This window comes from Streptomyces sp. NPDC058619, from assembly GCF_042717785.1.
Classification (GTDB): Bacteria; Actinomycetota; Actinomycetes; order Streptomycetales; family Streptomycetaceae; genus Streptomyces.
In genome coordinates, this window is sequence record NZ_JBHXQN010000061.1 from 19366 (window position 1) to 35817 (window position 16452).

General features: G+C 72.1%; 16 protein-coding genes. 3 read left to right on the plus strand and 13 right to left on the minus strand.

The features are described from left to right. Positions 1-74: 74 nt before the first annotated feature. The 5 genes from ACFWTC_RS33200 to ACFWTC_RS33220 form a co-directional block, all read right to left on the minus strand. The gene (locus tag ACFWTC_RS33200) at positions 75-1745 is read right to left on the minus strand and encodes a uroporphyrinogen-III synthase (RefSeq protein ID WP_383920889.1); all 1671 of its coding nucleotides are present in this window, start codon (positions 1743-1745) and stop codon (positions 75-77) included. Continuing rightward, positions 1742-2707, minus strand: a complete 966-nt coding sequence (gene hemC / locus ACFWTC_RS33205) for a hydroxymethylbilane synthase (protein ID WP_383920886.1) — start codon at positions 2705-2707, stop codon at positions 1742-1744. The genes ACFWTC_RS33200 and hemC overlap by 4 nt, the downstream gene beginning before the upstream one ends. After that, positions 2704-4410 carry a glutamyl-tRNA reductase gene (locus tag ACFWTC_RS33210; RefSeq protein ID WP_384029755.1) on the minus strand — a complete coding sequence of 569 codons (1707 nt, stop codon included), beginning with the start codon at positions 4408-4410 and terminating at the stop codon, positions 2704-2706. The genes hemC and ACFWTC_RS33210 overlap by 4 nt, the downstream gene beginning before the upstream one ends. Further along, a complete protein-coding gene (locus tag ACFWTC_RS33215) occupies positions 4407-5216 on the minus strand; it encodes a redox-sensing transcriptional repressor Rex (protein WP_267723936.1) in 810 nt (269 codons plus the stop codon). Before ACFWTC_RS33215 ends, ACFWTC_RS33210 begins: the two co-directional genes overlap by 4 nt. A 273-nt stretch (positions 5217-5489) precedes the next feature. Continuing rightward, positions 5490-5768: a glutaredoxin family protein gene (locus tag ACFWTC_RS33220; protein WP_383910457.1), complete on the minus strand. Its 279-nt coding sequence runs from the start codon at positions 5766-5768 to the stop codon at positions 5490-5492. 118 nt (positions 5769-5886) lie between these two features. On the opposite strand from ACFWTC_RS33220, the gene ACFWTC_RS33225 reads away from it, so the two are divergent. The 3 genes from ACFWTC_RS33225 (at position 5887) to ACFWTC_RS33235 (ending at position 9513) form a co-directional block, all read left to right on the plus strand. Continuing rightward, positions 5887-6879 (plus strand): HAD family hydrolase, encoded by a 993-nt coding sequence (locus ACFWTC_RS33225; protein WP_383920880.1) that lies wholly within the window; start codon positions 5887-5889, stop codon positions 6877-6879. Positions 6880-7240: 361 nt separating this feature from the next. Beyond that, on the plus strand, positions 7241-8056 hold the full coding sequence (locus tag ACFWTC_RS33230; protein WP_383920877.1) for an ECF subfamily RNA polymerase sigma factor, BldN family: 816 nt from the start codon (positions 7241-7243) through the stop codon (positions 8054-8056). 245 nt (positions 8057-8301) lie between these two features. Then, complete coding sequence (locus ACFWTC_RS33235; protein ID WP_383920875.1) at positions 8302-9513, plus strand: DUF5667 domain-containing protein; 1212 nt, start codon at positions 8302-8304, stop codon at positions 9511-9513. Between the two features lie 102 nt (positions 9514-9615). On the opposite strand, the gene ACFWTC_RS33240 is transcribed toward ACFWTC_RS33235, so the two are convergent. The 8 genes from ACFWTC_RS33240 to ACFWTC_RS33275 all read right to left on the minus strand — a co-directional run bounded on the left by ACFWTC_RS33240 (position 9616) and on the right by ACFWTC_RS33275 (position 16293). Further along, positions 9616-10602, minus strand: a complete 987-nt coding sequence (locus ACFWTC_RS33240) for a lysophospholipid acyltransferase family protein (RefSeq protein ID WP_383920872.1) — start codon at positions 10600-10602, stop codon at positions 9616-9618. Next, positions 10602-11678, minus strand: coding sequence for an NAD-dependent epimerase/dehydratase family protein (locus ACFWTC_RS33245; protein WP_383920869.1), 1077 nt, complete (start codon positions 11676-11678; stop codon positions 10602-10604). Before ACFWTC_RS33245 ends, ACFWTC_RS33240 begins: the two co-directional genes overlap by 1 nt. A gap of 101 nt (positions 11679-11779) precedes the next feature. Beyond that, positions 11780-11878, minus strand: a complete 99-nt coding sequence (locus ACFWTC_RS33250; protein WP_003948845.1) for a 30S ribosomal protein bS22 — start codon at positions 11876-11878, stop codon at positions 11780-11782. A 132-nt stretch (positions 11879-12010) separates the two neighbouring features. Beyond that, positions 12011-12220, minus strand: coding sequence for a helix-turn-helix domain-containing protein (locus ACFWTC_RS33255; protein ID WP_008738568.1), 210 nt, complete (start codon positions 12218-12220; stop codon positions 12011-12013). A 114-nt stretch (positions 12221-12334) separates the two neighbouring features. Further along, positions 12335-13165 (minus strand): phosphatase, encoded by an 831-nt coding sequence (locus ACFWTC_RS33260; protein ID WP_383920866.1) that lies wholly within the window; start codon positions 13163-13165, stop codon positions 12335-12337. 78 nt (positions 13166-13243) lie between these two features. Then, on the minus strand, positions 13244-14413 hold the full coding sequence (locus ACFWTC_RS33265) for an acetoin utilization protein AcuC (protein ID WP_383920863.1): 1170 nt from the start codon (positions 14411-14413) through the stop codon (positions 13244-13246). Beyond that, positions 14364-15596 (minus strand): MFS transporter, encoded by a 1233-nt coding sequence (locus ACFWTC_RS33270; protein ID WP_384029757.1) that lies wholly within the window; start codon positions 15594-15596, stop codon positions 14364-14366. The genes ACFWTC_RS33265 and ACFWTC_RS33270 overlap by 50 nt, the downstream gene beginning before the upstream one ends. Positions 15597-15639: 43 nt before the next feature. Then, positions 15640-16293 carry an HAD family hydrolase gene (locus ACFWTC_RS33275; RefSeq protein ID WP_383920857.1) on the minus strand — a complete coding sequence of 218 codons (654 nt, stop codon included), beginning with the start codon at positions 16291-16293 and terminating at the stop codon, positions 15640-15642. Between the last annotated feature and the right edge of the window lie 159 nt (positions 16294-16452).

Here is a 16452-nt window from a genome sequence, read left to right on the forward strand (position 1 = left end):
ACACCCGGGGCCCCGTACGGCGAAGGGCCCGGACGCCTCGCGCGTCCGGGCCCCCCGTCACAGCTCCCGACCGGTCAGGTCGTACGGCGCCTGCGCGCCCCCGGCCGCCGCTCGCTCGGCCGGAACACCGTCTCGCCGGCCTCCTTGGCCGCCTCGCGGCGCGCCGCGCCGTACTCGGCGAGGGCCTCCGCCAGCTTCGACACCGACGGCTCCGGCGACAGCACGTCCACGCGCAGCCCGTGCTCCTCCGCGGTCTTGGCCGTCGCCGGCCCGATACACGCGATGACGGTCACGTTGTGCGGCTTGCCCGCGATCCCGACCAGGTTGCGGACGGTGGAGGACGACGTGAACAGCACGGCGTCGAAACCGCCGCCCTTGATCGCCTCACGGGTGTCCGCCGGCGGCGGCGACGCGCGCACGGTCCGGTAGGCCGTGACGTCGTCGACCTCCCACCCGAGCTCGATCAGCCCGGCGACCAGCGTCTCGGTCGCGATGTCGGCCCGCGGCAGGAACACCCGGTCGATCGGGTCGAAGACCGGGTCGTACGGCGGCCAGTCCTCCAGCAGCCCGGCCGCGGACTGCTCGCCGCTCGGCACCAGGTCCGGCTTCACGCCGAACTCCACGAGGGAGGCCGCGGTCTGCTCGCCCACCGCGGCGACCTTGATGCCCGCGAAGGCCCGCGCGTCGAGCCCGTACTCCTCGAACTTCTCCCGCACCGCCTTCACGGCGTTGACCGAGGTGAAGGCGATCCACTCGTAGCGGCCCGTGACCAGGCCCTTCACCGCCCGCTCCATCTGCTGCGGGGTCCGCGGCGGCTCCACGGCGATGGTCGGCACCTCGTGCGGCACCGCTCCGTACGAACGCAGCTGGTCGGAGAGCGAGGCGGCCTGCTCCTTGGTACGCGGTACGAGCACCCGCCAGCCGAACAGCGGCTTCGACTCGAACCAGGCCAGCTCGTCGCGGCGCGCGGCGGCGCCGTGCTCACCGACCACGGCTATGACCGGCCGGGCGCCCTCGGGCGAGGGCAGCACCTTGCCCTGCTTGAACACCTGCGCGATCGTGCCCAGCGTCGCGCACCAGGTGCGCTGCCGCGTGGTCGTACCGGCGACGGTCACCGTCAGCGGGGTGTCGGGCTTGCGCCCGGCGCCCACCAGCTCGGCGGCGGCCGCCGAGACGGTCTCCAGGGTCGAGGAGAGGACGAGTATCCCGTCGCTCGCGCCCGCCTCGGTCCAGCAGCGCGCCGAGGCGGTCCTGGCGTCCACGAAGCGCACGCCGTTGCCGTCGCCCCGCTCCCGCAGCGGCACACCGGCGTACGCGGGCACGCCCACGGCCGTCGGGATGCCGGGCACGACCTCGAAGGGGATGCCCTCGGAGGCGCAGACGAGCATCTCCTCGGCCGTGTTCCCGTCGAGCCCGGGGTCACCGGTGACGGCTCGCACGACCCGCCTGCCGGAGCGTGCGGCCTCCATGACAAGATTGGCCGCGTCCCGGATCACAGGGACCCCGGCGGCTGCTGACTTCTCGTCAGCTACCGTCAGCTGTGGCGTGTCGACGTTGACGCGCGCATGCGTGCGCACGACGTCGAGCACATCGGGCTCCGCGATCAGCACGTCCGCGGCGGCGAGCGCCTCGACGGCGCGCAGCGTCAGCAGACCCGGGTCGCCGGGGCCGGCACCGAGGAAGGTGACGTGTCCGTGGGCGGCGATGCCCGGAAAAGCGGAGGTGGTGGGACGTGTGGGGCTCACGCTCGCTCCCCCATCAGACCGGCCGCGCCCTTGGCCAGCATCTCGTCCGCGAGTTCGCGGCCGAGCGCCATTGCCTCGTCGTACGACTGGGGCACGGGTCCGGTGGTGGACAGCTGCACCAGCGTCGAGCCGTCGAGGGTTCCGACGACGCCGCGCAGGCGCATTTCATTGACAGTCTGACCGTCGGCCAGCAGGTCGGCGAACGCCCCCACGGGGGCGCTGCAGCCGGCCTCCAGCCGGGCGAGCAGGGAACGTTCGGCGGTGACGGCGGCCCGCGTGTACGGGTCGTCGAGCTCGCCGAGCGCCGCGATCAGGTCCGCGTCGGACGCGAGGCACTCCACGGCCAGGGCTCCCTGGCCGGGCGCGGGCAGCATGCAGTCGACCGGCATCAGCTCGGTCGCCTCGTCGCCGCGGCCGATCCGGTTCAGTCCGGCGGCGGCCAGCACCACGGCGTCGAGCTCGCCGTCGCGCACGAACCCGATGCGGGTGTCCACGTTGCCGCGGATCGGCACGGTCTCGATGCGCTTGCCCAGCGACAGCGCCAGGTGGTTCAGCTGGGCCGTCCGGCGCGGCGAACCGGTGCCGATCCGGGCGCCGTCGGGCAGCTGCTCGAAGGTCAGGCCGTCGCGGGCGACGAGCGCGTCCCGGGCGTCCTGGCGCTGCGGCATCGCCGCGATCACCAGGTCGTCGGGCTGCGCGGTCGGCAGGTCCTTGAGCGAGTGCACGGCGAAGTCGACCTCGCCGCGCACCAGCGCGTCGCGCAGCGCGGTGACGAAGACCCCGGTGCCGCCGATCTGCGCGAGGTGCTCGCGCGACACGTCGCCGTAGGTCGTGATCTCCACGAGCTCGACGGTCCGCCCGGTGACCGCGCGGACCGCGTCGGCGACGTGGCCCGACTGCGACATGGCCAGCTTGCTCCGCCGCGTACCGAGCCGCAGCGGCTGGTCGGGACGTGTGTTCATGATGCCCGTCCTGGGTCGTCGTCGTTCATCGGATCGGCCGCGTCTGCCCGGCTGACGGATGCCACCGTCTGCGGGTCGAGGTCGAAGAGTTCGCGCAGCGCCTCGGCGTACCCGGCGCCGCCGGGCTCGCTCGCCAGCTGCTTGACGCGCACGGTCGGCGCGTGGAGGAGCTTGTCGACGACGCGGCGCACGGTCTGGGTGACCTCGGCCCGCTGCCGGTCGTCGAGGTCGGGGACACGTCCGTCGAGCCGGGCCACTTCCATGGCCACGACCTCGGCCGCCATGGCCCGCAGGGCGACGACGGTGGGCGTGATGTGCGCGGCCCGCTGCGCCGCCCCGAAGGCGGCCACTTCCGCGGTCACTATCGCGCGCACGGCGTCGACGTCCGCGGCCATCGGGGCGTCGGCGGACGTTTCGGCGAGGCTTTCGATGTCGACGAGCCGTACGCCCGGAACCCGGTGCACGGCCGCGTCGATGTCGCGCGGCATGGCCAGGTCGAGCAGGGCGAGCCGTACGGCCGTCCCGTCGCCGAGCGCGCGGGCGCTCTTGCGGGGCTGCCGCTGAGCGGCGGCCTCGCCCTGGTCGGCCCAGGTGCCGTGCAGTTCGAGCGCGCTGGCGTCGACCCCGGTCAGGGCGGCCCGGCCGTCGGCGGCCGGCGCGTCCAGGCCGAGCGGGCACCCGTCGGGCTCCGGTGCGGCGGCCAGGGTCCGTACGGCTCCGGCGTCGGCCAGCCGCCCTCCGTTGCGGGCGGCGGCAGCCAGCCGCGCCACGACCTCGGCGTCCAGCCCGGCGGGACCGGGGCCCGCCGGCGCGCGCGGCGCCTGCGGCTCGGGGTCCGGCACGGCCGTCGGGGCGGTGGCCCCGGCGCCCTGGGACACCGCGGCGATCACGTCGTCGGCGGTCAGCACCAGCCCGGTCGCGCCGGTGCACGAGACGACCACGTCGACTCGTGTCAGCTCCTGCGGCACGGACCACATCGGGATGGCCGAAGCCCGCACCCCGGTGCCCGAGGCAACCAGAATTTCGGCGAGCCGCTCCGCCCGGTCCACGGTCCGGTTGGCCACCACGATCTCGGCGACGCCGACCCGTGCCAGCGTCGCCGCCGCGAGCGAGGACATCGACCCGGCGCCGATCACCAGCGCCCGCTTGCCGGCCGCCCACTGTGCCACCGGCGTCTTCACCGCGAGCTGCTCCAGCCCGAAGGTGACCAGCGACTGCCCGGCCCGGTCGATCCCGGTCTCCGAGTGCGCCCGCTTGCCGACGCGCAGCGCCTGCTGGAACAGGTCGTTGATCAGCCGGCCCGCGGTGTGCTGTTCCTGCCCCAGCGCCAGCGCGTCCTTGATCTGGCCGAGGATCTGGCCCTCGCCCACGACCATCGAGTCCAGTCCGCACGCCACCGAGAAGAGGTGGTGCACCGCCCGGTCCTCGTAGTGGACGTAGAGGTAGGGGGTGAGCTCCTCCAGCGCGACGCCGCTGTGCTGCGCGAGCAGCGTGGACAGCTCGGCGACACCGGCGTGGAACTTGTCCACGTCCGCGTACAGCTCGATGCGGTTGCAGGTGGCGAGCACCGCCGCCTCCGTCGCCGGTTCGGCGGCGACGGTGTCGTGCAGCAGCTTGACCTTGGCGTCCGCGGACAGCGAGGCCCGCTCCAGGACGCTGACGGGCGCGCTGCGGTGGCTCAGCCCTACGACGAGCAGGCTCATGCCGGCATCACCGCCGGGACGTCGCCCTCGGGGTTGCCCTTGCGGGCGACGGCGGCGGCCCGGCCGGCCGGCGGCACCACGGCCGCGGCGGGGGCGGCGCCGCCCACGGAGGACGCCTCGGCGGCAGCGGCGGCGGCAGCGCCCTCGCCGGCCTTGCGCTGCTCGTGGAACGCCAGGATCTGGAGCTCGATGGAGAGGTCGACCTTGCGCACGTCCACGCCCTCGGGCACGGACAGCACGGTCGGCGCGAAGTTGAGGATCGAGGTGACGCCGGCCGCGATCAGCCGCTCGCTGACCTGCTGGGCCGCACCGGCCGGGGTGGCGATGACCCCGATCGAGACGCCGTTGTCCTCGATGATCTTCTCCAGCTCATCGGTGTGCTGCACGGGCATCCCGGCGACCGGCTTGCCGGCCATCGCCGGGTCGGCGTCGATCAGCGCGGCCACCCGGAACCCGCGGGACGCGAAACCGCCGTAGTTGGCGAGGGCCGCGCCCAGGTTGCCGATGCCGACGATGACGACCGGCCAGTCCTGGGTCAGCCCGAGCTCGCGGGAGATCTGGTAGACGAGGTACTCGACGTCGTAGCCGACGCCGCGCGTACCGTAGGACCCCAGGTACGAGAAGTCCTTGCGCAGCTTCGCGGAGTTGACTCCGGCCGCGGCCGCGAGCTCCTCGGAGGACACCGTGGGCACCGATCGCTCGGAGAGCGCGGTGAGGGCGCGCAAGTACAGCGGAAGGCGGGCGACAGTGGCCTCGGGAATACCTCGGCTGCGGGTCGCCGGTCGGTGAGTTCGGCCAGTTGCCACGATGCTCCTGCGGGATGAGCGGGGCTGCAGGCGGCCACTTGTCCCAGGACCGCCCCGTCCACAGCAGGCTATGCCTTTGTGAACGCGTGCACAAAGATTGTGTCCGCTTTGTCCGAGCAAAGTGACCGGGGTCACGCGCCCCCGGCGCGGAACCCCGGAACCAGCGGCACGCCGAACTCGTTCAAATCCAGAAGGGGGCAAACCCGTACACACTCCTCACAGATACGCGCCCTAGCCCCCATAAATCGCCCACGATGGTAACCGGGAAGTAGCTCAGCCCTCCAACGCCCGCCGCAGCCGGTCCGGGTTCACCCTCCAGAAGGTGTGCTGCTCGCCGTCCACCAGCACCACCGGAATCTGCTCCCAGTGCAGCCGGTAGAGCTCCTCGTCCTGCGAGATGTCCTTCTTCTCCCACCGCGCGCCCGTCTCGGCGCACACCTTCTCCACCACCTCCTGGGCGTCGTCGCACAGATGGCACCCGGGCTTCCCGATGAGCGTCACCACCCGCTCGCCGGGGCTCTTCTTCTCCTTGCGGCGCAACAAAGGACTCATGCCCCCATTCTCGCGCGCCGCCGGCCCCGCCCCCGCGTAACGGGGGCGCCCCGCAGAGTTCACGCCTCCGCATCCCATCGGTTCGGGAACTCCCGAACACAGTGGCTATGCTCGCGTCATGGCCGCTCTGGGATGGCTCACCCCCCGTAGGCGCTCCGCCACCGCGCGGAGCGTGCTGGCAGGCGAGGCCTCGGCCGAGGCCGCCCGCAAGACCGCTCTGGCCGACGCCCCACCGCTGACCGGCCCCGAAAGGGACGCGCGCGAGGAGGCCGAGGCACTGGCGGAAGCCGAGGCGCGGGAACCGCAGGAGCCTGCCGAGCCCGAGTTCCCCGTCGCCGGGGACGACCTCGCCGCCGCCTTCTTCGACCTCGACAACACCGTCATGCAGGGCGCCGCCATCTTCCACTTCGGCCGCGGCCTCTACAAGCGCGCGTTCTTCCAGCGCCGCGAGCTCGCCCGCTTCGCCTGGCAGCAGGCCTGGTTCCGCCTCGCCGGCGTCGAGGACCCCGACCACATGCAGGACGCCCGCGACAGCGCCCTGTCCATCGTCAAGGGCCACAAGGTCTCCGAGCTGATGTCCATCGGCGAGGAGATCTACGACGAGTACATGGCCGAGCGGATCTGGCCGGGCACCCGCGCCCTGGCCCAGGCCCACCTCGATGCCGGCCAGAAGGTGTGGCTGGTGACCGCCGCCCCCGTGGAGACCGCCACGATCATCGCCCGCCGGCTCGGCCTCACCGGCGCGCTCGGTACGGTCGCCGAGTCCGTCGACGGCATCTACACCGGCCGCCTCGTGGGAGAGCCGCTGCACGGCCCCGCCAAGGCCGAAGCGGTCCGGGCCCTGGCCGCGGCCGAGGACCTCGACCTCGCGCGCTGCGCCGCGTACAGCGATTCGCACAACGACATTCCGATGCTGTCCCTGGTCGGACATCCGTACGCGATCAATCCCGACACAAAACTGCGCAAGCATGCCCGCACCCACGACTGGCGGCTGCGCGACTATCGGACCGGCCGCAAGGCCGTGAAGGTCGGCGTCCCGGCCGCCGCCGGAGTCGGCGCGATCGCGGGCGGCGCGGCCGCCGCCATCGCCCTGCACCGCCGCCGCAAGTAACAACGCCGGGCCCCACAGCGGCCCCACAGCGGCCCCGCCGCGCCGACGGCCGGACCACGGGCCCGCGCCCACCTCTACCCGCGCTTCCGGCGCGGCACTCCGGCCTGCCCGACTCGGTCGTGAGTCATCGGGGATGCTGCCATTCCGCGCACCCAACCGATCAAGAATCGATCACCAACAGCGACCGAATATGCCCTGGACACGCAACAGAAGTGTCGGAACCGGTGATTTGAGCAACTGGGTGTAGCGCTGCCTGTACGAAGCGTTATTCTCCTCAAACGCATGCCTCCGGTCATCTGTCGCCACGACGGGTGAACGGTCCCGCACTGCACGTGATGGAAGCTCTGCCTCTGGGAGTCCCGTGTACCCACCTGTCGGGGTTGACGCCTCGGGCCTGGCTACGCTGCGCGCAACGGTCCTCGACCACCTGCGCGGCTTCGTCCCCACCGCGTACGCCGTCCCCGCCTTCGCCGCCGCGGTCCCTGCCGGCTTCGGCCCGGCCGGTCCTTGCTATGCCCTGACCGACGGCGGCGCGACGGTGGGCAGACGCGGCCGCGCGGCCGGGGGCTCGAACGGCGCCGCCGGCACGAGCACTCAGGCCACCCACCGCCGCCCCACCGCGGACAGCGACCAGGCCCGCATGATGGACCTTGTCGAACGCGCCCAGGCCGGCGAAGCCGACGCCTTCGGCCGCCTCTACGACCAGTACAGCGACACGGTCTACCGCTACATCTACTACCGCGTCGGCGGCAAGGCGACCGCGGAGGATCTCACCAGCGAGACCTTCCTGCGCGCGCTGCGCCGCATCTCCACCTTCACCTGGCAGGGCCGCGACTTCGGCGCCTGGCTCGTGACGATCGCCCGCAACCTGGTGGCGGACCACTTCAAGTCCAGCCGCTTCCGGCTGGAGGTCACCACCGGCGAGATGCTCGACGCGAATGAGGTCGAGCGCAGCCCCGAGGACTCCGTCCTGGAGTCCCTCTCCAACGCGGCCCTGCTGGAGGCCGTGAAGAAGCTCAACCCGCAGCAGCAGGAGTGCGTGACCCTGCGCTTCCTGCAAGGGCTCTCGGTCGCCGAAACGGCCCGGGTGATGGGGAAGAACGAGGGCGCCATCAAGACGCTCCAGTACCGGGCGGTCCGCACCCTCGCCCGGCTCCTCCCCGACGACGCCCGCTGACCCCCCTCACACGCCCACCAGAACGACACAACCTCACATACATCCGGTGACCCCTCGATGACGCTGTGGTCCGATCATCCTTCGTCCGTAACCCAAGTGCCGCGACGCTCGTTGTGCGGAATGCAGGCTCCCTGTGGACACGCCTTGCCCGAAGCCGCTCACTCGAAAGTGTGGACGTGCTCAAGGAAGGCAACCTTCCGGACACCTTGGGGAGTCGATCGTCATGACGAGAGGAGGTGCCGCCAGTGATCGCGAACGTGACCCCGCACCGGCGGGCGAACGCCTTCGCCCAGGCCCTGGAGGATCGGACCCCGTCCGATGCTCCGGAACCGGACCCGGCGGCCGAGCAGTCCGAGGCACCTGCCGAACCTGCCGACCACGACCGGCTTTTGGCCCTGGCGAGTGCGCTCGGCGAAAGAATGCCGCGCCCAGTGCTGGACCCCCAGGTCAAAGTGGTGCAACGAGCCCAGCTCGTCGCCGCCATGGAGGCCATGATGCTGGAGGAGAGAGCCGGGGGCGGTGCCGCCTCGGACCCTCTGGTGCCCGAACAGCGGACCGGCCGCGGCGCCCACCGGGCGACCTCGCTCCGGAAAATGCGGCCCCGCTCCCGCTGGTCCAAGGGCATTGCGGCAGGCGGCCTCACCGTGGGTGTGGCCGCAGGGGCCTTCAGCGGAGTGGCCGCTGCCAGCACGGACGCCCTGCCCGGTGATTCCCTGTACCCGATCAAACGGGGCATGGAAGACCTGAAGCTGGGGATGGCCGACGAGGACTCGGACCGGGGCGAGCTCTATCTCGACCAGGCCTCGAACCGCCTCTCGGAGGCCCGCAGGCTGATGGAACGGGGCCGGACGGGCGTGCTGGACCACGAGTCCCTGGGCGAGATCCGCCGCGCACTGGCGGGCATGAAGCACGACGCGGAGCAGGGCCACCGGCTTCTCCAGGCGGCCTACCAACGGGACGGCTCGCTCGGCCCGATGCAGACGCTCTCGTCGTTCTCCCGCTCCCACCGGGACGCGTGGGGCCGGCTCCGGGAGAAGCTCCCGGCGCAGCTCACGGACGTGGGCGGTGAAGTGGAGGGCGTCTTCCGGGCCATAGACGAAGACGTCGCGCCGCTCCAGGGCCTGCTCCCCAAGCCCCCCGAGCAGAGCAGGGGATCCGGTTCGTCCGGCACCCCGGCCAAGCCCGGCACCCCCAGCGGCAAGCAGCAGTCCGACCCCACCCCGGGCATCCCGTCCGGCAGCAGCCCCGCGCCGTCCCCCTCGGGGAGCAGCGCCAAGCCGCAGCCCACGGGCGGCCTCCTGGGAGGTACGGGCGACCTGCTCAGCCCGCCCACGGGCCGGCCCTCCCCGCCCCCCACGGGCGGCGTTCCGGAGCACCTCAAGCCGGACATCACCCTCCCGCCCCTGCTCCCGGGCATCCTCCCGGGCCTGGGCATCGACGCGGAGGACGCCGAGTAGCACCGCCGAACGCCGGCGGGGCCCATCCAGCCCCGCCGGCTTTCACGCGCGCCCGGACTCACGACCGGCCGGCCGCTCCGCCGGCCACCGCCCGCCGGAGCGTCAGAAGAACACGGACCGCCGCTGCACCAGCAGGCGGTACAGCGTGTGCTGGATCTGCTCCCGCACCTGGTCCGTCAGGTTGAACATCAGCATCGGGTCCTCCGCGGCCTCCGCCGCGTACCCGTCCGTCGCGATCGGCTCCCCGAACTGGATCGTCCACTTCGTCGGCAGCGGCACCGCCCCGAGCGGCCCCAGCAGCGGGAACGTGGGCGTGATCGGGAAGTACGGGATCCCCAGCAGCCGCGCCAGCGTCTTCGCGTTGCCGACCATCGGGTAGATCTCCTCCGCGCCCACGATCGAGCACGGCACGATCGGCGTCCCCGCCCGCAGCGCCGTCGACACGAAACCACCGCGGCCGAACCGCTGCAGCTTGTACCGGTCTCCGAACGGCTTCCCTATCCCCTTGAAGCCCTCCGGCATCACGCCGACCAGCTCCCCGGACTCCAGCAGCCGCTGCGCGTCCTCCGCGCAGGCCAGGGTGTGCCCGGCCTTGCGTGCCAGCTCGTTGACCACCGGCAGCATGAACACCAGGTCGGCCGCCAGCAGCCGCAGGTGCCGCTGCGCCGGGTGGTGGTCGTGCACCGCCACCTGGAGCATCAGCCCGTCGAGCGGCAGCGTCCCCGAGTGGTTCGCCACGATCAGCGCGCCACCCTCCTTCGGGATGTTCTCGATGCCCTTGACCTCGACCCGGAAGTACTTGTCGAACAGCGGCCGCATCAGGGACATCAGGACCTGGTCCGTCAGCTCCTTGTCATAGCCGAACGCGTCGACCTCGTACTCCCCGGTGATCCGCCGCCGCAGGAACGACAGGCCGCCGGCGATCTTCCGGTCCCATCCCGCTCCGGCCGGCCGCTCCGGCACCGGCTCCAGGAGCGGCGCCTGCTCGACCGGCTCCGGCGGTACGGGCGGAGCCGCCCGTACCCGCCGTCCCGGGGGACGCCGGCGCGGCCGGTCCTCGTCGAACGCAATGACCTTGGCGTCCGCCACTATCGCCTCGCTCCTTCAGCCACGTCGACCCCGACGTCCGAACCGTCCACGTTCAGCATCCCAGCCACCCGGTCCACGGCACGCGCCACCCGCTCCGGCGGCAACAGCCCGCTCCCCCGGCTCTGGGCGAAGTCGGCGAAGGTCTCGGCGGTCGTGTACATCGGCTCGAAGCCGAGCACCTCCCGCATCTGCGTGGTCTCCACGACCCTGCCGTGCGTCAGGAGCCTTATCTGCTCCGGCGAGAAGTCGGTCACCCCGACCGCCCTCAGCGCCGACCCCACCCAGGTCACCGCGGGCAGCAGCAGCGGCAGCGTCGGCCGCCCCAGCCGCCGCGAGCACTGCGAGAGCAGCAGCACGCCGTCGCCCGCGATGTTGAAGGTGCCGCTGTTCAGCGTCCCACGCCTCGGCTCCTGCGCCGCCAGCCGCAACACGTCCAGCACGTCGTCCTCGTGGACGAACTGGAGCCGCGGGTCGTAGCCCAGCACGGTCGGCATCACCGGAATGGAGAAGTACTCGGCCAGCGCCGAGTCCGCGAAGGGCCCCAGGATGTTCGCGAAGCGCAGCACGCACACCGCGACGTCCGGCCGCCGGCGTGCGAAGCCCCGTACGTACCCCTCGACCTCCGCCGCGTCCTTGGCGAAGCCGCCCGCGGGCAGCGACTTCGGCTCCGTGGTCTCGGTGAAGACGGCCGGATCCCGCGAGGTGCCCCCGTACACGCTGGTACTGGACTTCACCACGAGCCGACGTACCGTCGGGGACTTCTGGCAGGCCCCGAGGAGCTGCATCGTCCCGATGACGTTCGTTTCCTTGACGGTGCTGTGCGCGCCGCCCGTTCCCGCCCTGCCCCCGGTGACCGCCAGGTGGACCACCGTGTCCACGGCGTGCTCGGCGAGCACGCGGGCGATCGCCGACTGCCTGATGTCCGTACGGACGAACTCGGCCGACCCGAGCCGGTGCGGCGGAGCCACGGCATCCACCGCGATCACCCGCTCGACCTCCGGGTCACGCTGGATGCGGCGCACGAAGCGGCCCCCCAGCTGCCGAGACGCCCCGGTGACCAGTACGACCTTCCCCACGAGCTCAGCGCCTCCCTAGTCGGAACAACCTGCCCCCGGCTGCACCGCAGCCCCCCCACCAGGATGGTGGGGGGGCTGCGGAATACACGTACAGCTACCGTTTACTTCTTGTTACGGCGCTGGACGCGGGTGCGCTTGAGCAGCTTGCGGTGCTTCTTCTTAGCCATCCGCTTGCGCCGCTTCTTGATAACAGAGCCCACGACTACCCTCGCTCACTTCTCTTCACTCGGTGCGGGGCGTCTGGGCCCACACGACCTACGTCGGCTTAGCCTACCCGCCCGAGCTCTGAGCCTGTAATCCGCCTGCTTGAGAGGGTGTCCGGGGCGTCAGTCTCAGGCCGACTCCACCCCCACATAGGACTCTCGGAGGTACTCGTGAACCGCGTTCTCGGGGACCCGGAAGGACCGGCCCACCCGGATTGCGGGCAGATGACCGTTGTGCACCAGGCGGTACACGGTCATCTTCGACACTCGCATCACCGAGGCGACCTCCGCCACGGTCAGGAACTGAACCTCACTGAGAGGCCTCTCGCCAGCAGCCATGACACACCTTGACCTTCCGCGCATGACGGGCACCGGCTTCCCCTCCGGTTACTCCTCGTCGTCGCACGCTCACTCCCCAGAGTAGGGGCGCGTGATACGAGTGGGGAAGAGGAGCTACAGCCACTCCTGGCACATCGACAGCCCCGCCCGGTCGAGCACGTACCGGGTGAGGGGTCCGTAGTAGTCCGCGCGCACCGCGTCGTCCAGCGGAACCGCCACCGAGACCCGGCCCTCGGCCTCCCCCACGAACAGCGCGGGATCATCCGTGTCGGCCAGCCCGATCGCCTCCACACCGAGCTGACCTGCACCGCAGACCCACCCGTGGTCCCCCACCACCAGCTCCGGCAGCGGCTCTCCGCCCTCCGCCAGGGCCCCCAGGGCGATCCGGACCGGCAGGGGTGAATGGGAGTGCGCGCCGGGCGCACTCCCGGGCTCCCGCACGCCGGGGTCCCGCACCAATGCGACCCCTCGTACGTAATCGATGCAGTGCGTGCGTACGCCGAACCGGGTCGCCATGTCGACACTCACCCCCCGCGCCGGACTGAGGACAACACAGCCCGCCGCCGACACCGCCGCGGCCAAGGTGGCGTAGAAGCCCAGGAGCCGGTGCGGGTGCCCCGTCCCGAACAGCACCGGGGACCCGGCCCGCGCCGCCTCCCGCAGCCGCCCCGCGAAGGCCTCCAACGCCGCCAGCGTCCGCTCCGGATCGATCACGTCCGGCCCGCTGACGTGTGCCGGGTCCGCCGAGACCCCGCACTTCTCCGCCATCAGCCCCAGCAGGTCACCCTCGCCCCAGCCCCCCTCCGGGTCCAGCCCCAGCATCACCCGCGGATCGCGCGCCGCGAACAGCCGGTAACTGCGCAGGCTCTCCTCCCTCGGGGTGGCGACGGGCCCGGCCAACCGGGCGGCCAGCAGATGCGCACGCAGCGCGCCGGTGCTCAACACCCTCCGATGCTCCCCCAACGCATCTGGCGGTTCATCAATTCCGGCGTTCGGCCCCACAGTTGGCGTAACGGTGCACCGTCAGGTCAGCATCCCCCGCAGCGGGAACACCGCCCGCCGGGTCGCCAGCACCGCCTGGTCGATCCGGTCCGCCGGGTCGTACCCGCCCTCCCAGTCCCGCCACACGGCCTCCCGCCCGTCCGTCATCCGGGCCGGCGCCAGCTGCCGCGTCCGCGCGTACACCTCGTCCCGCCACGACGCCGGGACCGCCGACTCCGGGTCGACCGGCCGGTGCCCGGCGATCGCCACCAGGTGGGTCCACGACCGCGGTACGACGTCCACCACCGCGTACCCGCCGCCGCCCAGCGCCAGCCACCGCCCGCCCGCGTGCTCGTGCGCGAGCCGGTGGCAGGCCTCCTGGACCGCCCGCTGCGCGTCCAGGGACACCGCCAGGTGCGCCAGCGGGTCCTCGAAGTGCGTGTCGGCGCCGTGCTGCGTCACCAGCACCTGCGGCCGGAAGTCCTCCAGCAGCTCCGGCACCGTCGCGTGGAAGGCCCGCAGCCACCCCTCGTCCCCGGTGCCCGCCGGCAACGCCACGTTCACCGCCGACCCCTGGGCGGCGGCGCCACCGGTCTCTTCCGGCCAACCGGTCTGCGGGAACAGCGTCCGGGGGTGCTCGTGCAGCGAGACGGTCAGCACCCGCGGGTCGTCCCAGAACGCCGCCTGCACGCCGTCCCCGTGGTGGACGTCCACGTCCACGTACGCGACCCGCTCGGCCCCCAGCTCCAGCAGCCGGGCCACGGCCAGCGCCGCGTCGTTGTACACGCAGAACCCGGCCGCCGACCCCGGCATCGCGTGGTGCAGCCCGCCCGCGAAGTTCACCGCGTGCTCCGCCTCCCCGCGCCACACGGCCTCCGCACCCGCCACCGACTGCCCGGCGATCAGCGCCGACGCCTCGTGCATCCCGGCGAACGCGGGGTCGTCCATGGTCCCCAGCCCGAAGGACCCGTCCGCCGACCCGGGGTCGGCCGACACCTCCCGCACCGCGGCGACGTACTCCTCCCGGTGCACCAGCCGCAGCGTCGAGTCACCGGCCGCCCGGGCCGCCCGTACCTCCATCACCCGGTCCAGCCCGAAGGCCCGCACCAGGCCCATGGTCAGCGCCAGGCGCACCGGATCCATCGGATGGCTCGGTCCGAAGTCATACTTCGTTACCGCCTCGTCCCACATCAACAACCCGCGGCCGCTCATGCCCGACACCGTATCGGGCGTCGCCGGAGCCGAATGAGCGGGCGTAGAACAGTGTCACCAGGACAAGCACCATCGGCACGAGCATCGCCCCCCGGTAGCTCCAGGCGTCCCCCACCGCACCGACGAGCGGGGACCCGATGAGGAAGCCCACGTAGTTGAAGATGTTGAGCCGCGCGATCGCCGAGTCCGAGCCCCCCGGGAACAGCCGGCCCGCGGCCGCGAACGTCTGCGGCACGATCACGCACAGCCCGAACCCCAGCATCGTGAACCCCAGCATGCCCACCCACGGCCCCGGCGCGGCGGCCACCACCCCGAACCCGCCGGCCGCCACCACGGTCCCCGCGCGCACCACGGCCGCGGCGCCGAAGCGCCGTACGCCCAGGTCACCCGCGGCCCGCCCGATCAAGGTGGTCACCATGTAGACGTTGTACGGGACGGTCGCCAGCTGCTCGGAGCTGCCGAGCACGTCCTGGAGGTACTTGGCACTCCAGTTCGCCACCGTCGAGTCACCGATGTACGCGCACGCCATGACCAGACAGAGCGGCAGCAGCAGCTTCCCGGCATTCGCCGGCCGCCCCGCCTTCCCCCCGTCCGCGCCGTCCGCCCCGGGGACCTCGGGCCGCGCGTCCACGTAGCGCAGGCTCACGACCAGGACCAGCGGCAGCAGCACGACCACGGCCGGCAGGTAGCTCACGAACAGGCCCAGGTGCCAGTGCGCCCCGGCCCACGCGGCCGAGGCACCGACGATCCCGCCCAGGCTGTACGCGGCGTGGAACCCCAGCATGATGCTGCGCCCGTACGCCCGCTGAAGGCTGACCCCGAGCATGTTCATCGAGGCGTCCAGCGCACCCACCGCCAGCCCGAACACCCCCAGGGCCACCGCAACGTGCCACAGCTGCGTCCCCGTCCCGACCCCCAGGAGGGAGAGCAGCACCACGGGCTGCGACCACCGGAGCACCACGCTGGGTGCGACGCGCTTCACCGCGTGTTCGGTGGCGACGCTCGCCGCCCCGGCCAGGATCGGAACGGCGGCGAGGAAGGCGGGCAGCAGCCCGTCGGATATCCCGTACCGGTCCTGGATGCCGGGGATGCGGGTCACGAGCAGGGCGAAGGCGACGCCTTGCGCGAAGAAGCTGAACCCCAGGGCGCTGCGCCCGCGCCGCAGCCGTGCGTCAACCGTCATGGCGGCACAGCGTAGGCCCAGGTGCTACCCGTGGGTAGAGCGATCACACGGGCAGTTGCAGGAGCCCCGGGAGCTGCTTCATGTCCCCGAAGTGCCCGGTCGCGCCGGCGAGCCGGTCGGCGGGCATCATGCCGGTGAACCCGTACACGTCCATGCCCGCGGCGAGCGCGGCCCGTACGCCGAGCGGGCTGTCCTCGATGACGACGCACCGCGCCGGCTCGACGCCCATGGCGCGGGCGGCGTGCAGGAACAGGTCGGGGGCGGGCTTGCCCTGGCCGACGTCCTGCGAGCTGAAGAGCCATTCGTCTTCGAACCACTCGTCGAGGCCGGTCACCCGGTGCCCGACCCTGATCCGGTCGTGGCTCCCGGAGGAGGCCACGCAGTAGCTGATGCCCTGCTCGACGAGGCCGTTGAGCACCTCTTCCACGCCGGGCACGGGCCTGAGCTCCCGCTCGAACGCGGCGAAGGTCCGTGTGTACAACGTCTCGTCGAAGTCGTCGGGGAGCCGCCGGCCGGTCCGCTCCAGCACGAGGTCGTGCACGCGGTGCACGGCGCCGCCCATGTAGTCGTGGAGCGATTCCTCGTAGGAGGTCGGGTGCCCCAGTTCGGTCAGGTACCCGGCGAGGATGCTGTTGGCGAGCGGCTCGCTGTCCACCAGCACGCCGTCGTTGTCGAAGATGACGAGGTCGTAGCCCATACCGCAACCCTACGAGCCGTCAGCCCGGATCGGCCTCGACCCCATGCCGGGCATCCGGTGGAGTCTGGTCCGGAACGCAGAAAAGCCCCGCACCATAAGGTGCGGGGCTTTCCCACAATAATTGTTCGGCGGCGTCCTACTCTCCCACAGGGTCCCCCC

Excerpts from the sequence above, each read along its gene's own strand:
- ACFWTC_RS33255 (WP_008738568.1), bottom strand. The coding sequence starts at position 12,220 with ATGGCTGCTGGCGAGAGGCCTCTCAGTGAGGTTCAGTTCCTGACCGTG.
- ACFWTC_RS33275 (WP_383920857.1), bottom strand. The coding sequence starts at position 16,293 with ATGGGCTACGACCTCGTCATCTTCGACAACGACGGCGTGCTGGTGGAC.
- ACFWTC_RS33225 (WP_383920880.1), top strand. The coding sequence starts at position 5,887 with ATGGCCGCTCTGGGATGGCTCACCCCCCGTAGGCGCTCCGCCACCGCG.
- ACFWTC_RS33210 (WP_384029755.1), bottom strand. The coding sequence starts at position 4,410 with ATGAGCCTGCTCGTCGTAGGGCTGAGCCACCGCAGCGCGCCCGTCAGC.
- ACFWTC_RS33220 (WP_383910457.1), bottom strand. The coding sequence starts at position 5,768 with ATGAGTCCTTTGTTGCGCCGCAAGGAGAAGAAGAGCCCCGGCGAGCGG.
- hemC (WP_383920886.1), bottom strand. The coding sequence starts at position 2,707 with ATGAACACACGTCCCGACCAGCCGCTGCGGCTCGGTACGCGGCGGAGC.
- ACFWTC_RS33265 (WP_383920863.1), bottom strand. The coding sequence starts at position 14,413 with ATGAGCGGCCGCGGGTTGTTGATGTGGGACGAGGCGGTAACGAAGTAT.
- ACFWTC_RS33270 (WP_384029757.1), bottom strand. The coding sequence starts at position 15,596 with ATGACGGTTGACGCACGGCTGCGGCGCGGGCGCAGCGCCCTGGGGTTC.